General features: G+C 52.1%; 2 protein-coding genes and 1 pseudogene. All 3 read right to left on the bottom strand.

Annotated elements, in window-relative coordinates; all coding sequences use genetic code 11:
- Positions 1–192: 192 nt before the first annotated feature.
- Positions 193–383 (bottom strand): annotated as a pseudogene (locus tag BBW68_RS19770) (helix-hairpin-helix domain-containing protein); the annotation flags it as partial.
- A 4-nt stretch (positions 384–387) separates the two neighbouring features.
- Positions 388–513 (bottom strand): hypothetical protein, encoded by a 126-nt coding sequence (locus BBW68_RS20200; protein WP_261791525.1) that lies wholly within the window; start codon positions 511–513, stop codon positions 388–390.
- A 140-nt stretch (positions 514–653) separates the two neighbouring features.
- Complete coding sequence (ppiD, locus tag BBW68_RS09610) at positions 654–2,525, bottom strand: peptidylprolyl isomerase (RefSeq protein WP_070135190.1); 1,872 nt, start codon at positions 2,523–2,525, stop codon at positions 654–656.
- Between the last annotated feature and the right edge of the window lie 272 nt (positions 2,526–2,797).

Here is a 2,797-nt window from a genome sequence, read left to right as displayed (position 1 = left end):
GGTATCGTTCGCCACGGGAATATCTACGGCGGCAAACCAGTAATAGGTTAAGTGATAAAAAGTGTATGGAAATATAGGGGCCAATCCAACGATACTATCCCGATAAAAAAGGCCATACCAACTAGTATGACCTCTGATGTCAGCAGCCAAGCTGCATTTGTTGCAGGTCGAATTAAAAATTCTGGATGCGGATCACAATTTAATATGTGACAGATTCCATTCCACCAGCGTATTGCCCATACTCGGCACCTCTTTCAGCTGATCTAACTGAGTAAAGGGACCGTACTTCTCACGGTAGCTAACAATAGACTCCGCCTTTTCGAACCGACGCCATTCAGCGCTGCTGCCAGCTCCCGCGCGCTGTTAATGCTTACTTGCCCGGCACTTTCAGCGATATCTTTCTCTATTTGGCACCATTTTGACCTCTGCGGCAGCCTCTTTCGATGCCGCAGCGCTGACCGCGATAGGTAGCGTGATGCCGATAGCCAGCGCCTGTAACGTACGATTAAACATGCTGTTTTCCTCCATATGTTTGACAGCACCGCCTCCCTACTCCCGCGTTGTCACCCCGACAAACAGCAGATTCCAGAAATGGAAAAGAACGCATGAGCGACCTTTGGGTATTGCAGTTAGTTGCAGTGAATTTGCGAGGCTTATTGCGCCTGCGCTGCTGCACCGTATTTGATCTTGGCTTCCTTGCGCAGGTTACCCAGCAGCGCAGCGAAGGCTAACTGGGCATTGTTCTGGGTGATACCCTGAACCATTGCCTGCTTCTGAGCCTCCGGCATGTTGCCGCTCTGCACTTTATCCAGCGCCAGCAGCACGACGTTGCCTTGAGCATCTTCGCTGATGCCATACGACGGCTTATCGGCGGCTGGCAGTGGCAGAGTGAATGCCGCCTGTGACAGAGCATCCTGACCGGTATGTGCCAGCGTCTGCTGAGTACCGAAGGTCAGACCGGCCGCTTTCAGCGCTTCATCGCCTTTACCTGCTTTCAGCTCGGCCAGCAGTTTCTCTGCCCAAGCTTTTGCCTGCTGCTGGGTTTTCTGCTGCTTTAGGGTATCGGTAATCTGCGCGCTAACCTCAGCCAGCGGTTTTTCTGCTTCCGGTTTGTGTTCGCTGATGCGCAGTACGAAGGCCCGGTCGCCATCGACGGTAATAATGTCCGAGTTACTGTCCGGAGTACCGCCCTGACCAACCAGACTACCATTGAAGATAGCATCCTGCACCGCTTTGAAATTCAGCTCGGCAGGCACGTTGTTGTGACTAAACCAGCTGGTTTCAACCGCTTTCACGCCCGCAACCTGCTCTGCACTGGCCAGTGACTCGTTGTCATTGCTGGCAGCATCGTTGACTTTGATCTGCAGTTTGTAATAGGCATCGATGGCTTTTTCCCGCTTCACTTTCGCCGCGATGTCGTCGTGCACTTCAGCCAGCGCTTTAACTTTTTGCGGCTGAATGTCATCCAGACGGGCAATAATGAAGCCCACGGAAGATTTGATTATCTCAGATAGCTGGCCTGTTTCTTTCAGGCCTGCGCCTTTCAGCTCGTCCGGCGTAATATCCGGCTCAAGCCAGCCTATGTCGCCGCCGTTACGCGCAGATATTGGGTCAGCGGATTTCTCTTTCGCCAGTGCGGCGAAGTCACCGCCTTTTTTCAGCGCGTCCAGTACCGACTGTGCTTCAGTTTCGGTTTTGGTTTGAATGATGCTGTAGCGATCGCGCTGCGGCTGCGTGTAGTCCTGCTGACGTTGATCGTACCAGCTCTGGATATCCGATTCGCTGACCGGCTGCTGCATGCTGGCTGCATCCAGCTTGATGTAGCTGACGCGGAACTGCTCCGGCGACATAAACTCATTCTTATGCTGCTGGTAGTAGTTGCTAATCTCTTCCGGAGTCACGCTCTGCTTTGCCGCCAGTGCGTTGACGTTAATCGTCACTTCACGCACCAGACGCTGCTGAGCTACTAGCGCTGCCAAAGAGTCCGCTTCGTTACCCAGCACAAAATCCGTACCGGTAACGGACTGGATCAGTTGCTGAGTGGTCAGCTGCTTACGCAGCGCTTCCGCATACTGATCGGAGAAGAAGCCCAAGTTGCCGATCATGCTAAGGTATTTAGTATTATCAAATTTACCGTTGGTCTGGAAAGCGGGCTGGGTAAAGATCGCCTGTTTAATCTGGTCATCGCTAATCGCAAGGCCAATATCTTTCGCGTACTGGTCGAGCAGCTGCTCATCAATCAGCTTCGACAGCGACTGCCGGCGGATCTGCTGCATGTAGCCTTCATTGCCTGCCAATTGAGAGAACTGCTCGCCTAGCATCTGCTGCTGACGAGAACGTTCACTGCTAAAGGCACGCTCAAGCTGAGCACGGCTGATTTCCTGACCGTTCACTTTCGCGGCGTAATCACCGTTACTGCCCGTCAGATAACCGCCAACGCCAGTGAGGACGAAGGAAAGGATAATCAGACCCAGTAAAACTTTGAACACGACATTGTTCGACGATGCGCGTAAATTGTCCATCATGGTGTGACAACACTCCGCTGTAATATGAATGTAAAACCCTGCGCTTATCATCCCTGTAGGGATGGACTACGCCGATGCGCTGCGGCAACTCAATGGAGTTGCACTTTGTAGACAACCGCATTGCGCGTTTGTCATTGAAACATAAAAAAGGCACATCATTATGCTGATGTGTCCGGTATGTTACATGAGAACGAGCGGGCAATCCTCACTCTGCCGAAGAAATCTGCTTCAACGGCAGCTTAATTAACTTAGTAGGCGGATTCAAGTTCGAA

This window comes from Candidatus Erwinia dacicola, assembly GCF_001756855.1.
GTDB lineage: Bacteria > Pseudomonadota > Gammaproteobacteria > Enterobacterales > Enterobacteriaceae > Erwinia > Erwinia dacicola.
The sequence above is the reverse complement of the archived record's forward strand: the minus strand, read 5'-3'. Positions and strand labels throughout refer to the sequence as shown.

What these genes read in the sequence shown, in the direction of transcription:
- ppiD (WP_070135190.1), bottom strand. Translation starts at nt 2,525, where the DNA reads ATGATGGACAATTTACGCGCATCGTCGAACAATGTCGTGTTCAAAGTT.
- BBW68_RS20200 (WP_261791525.1), bottom strand. Translation starts at nt 513, where the DNA reads ATGTTTAATCGTACGTTACAGGCGCTGGCTATCGGCATCACGCTACCT.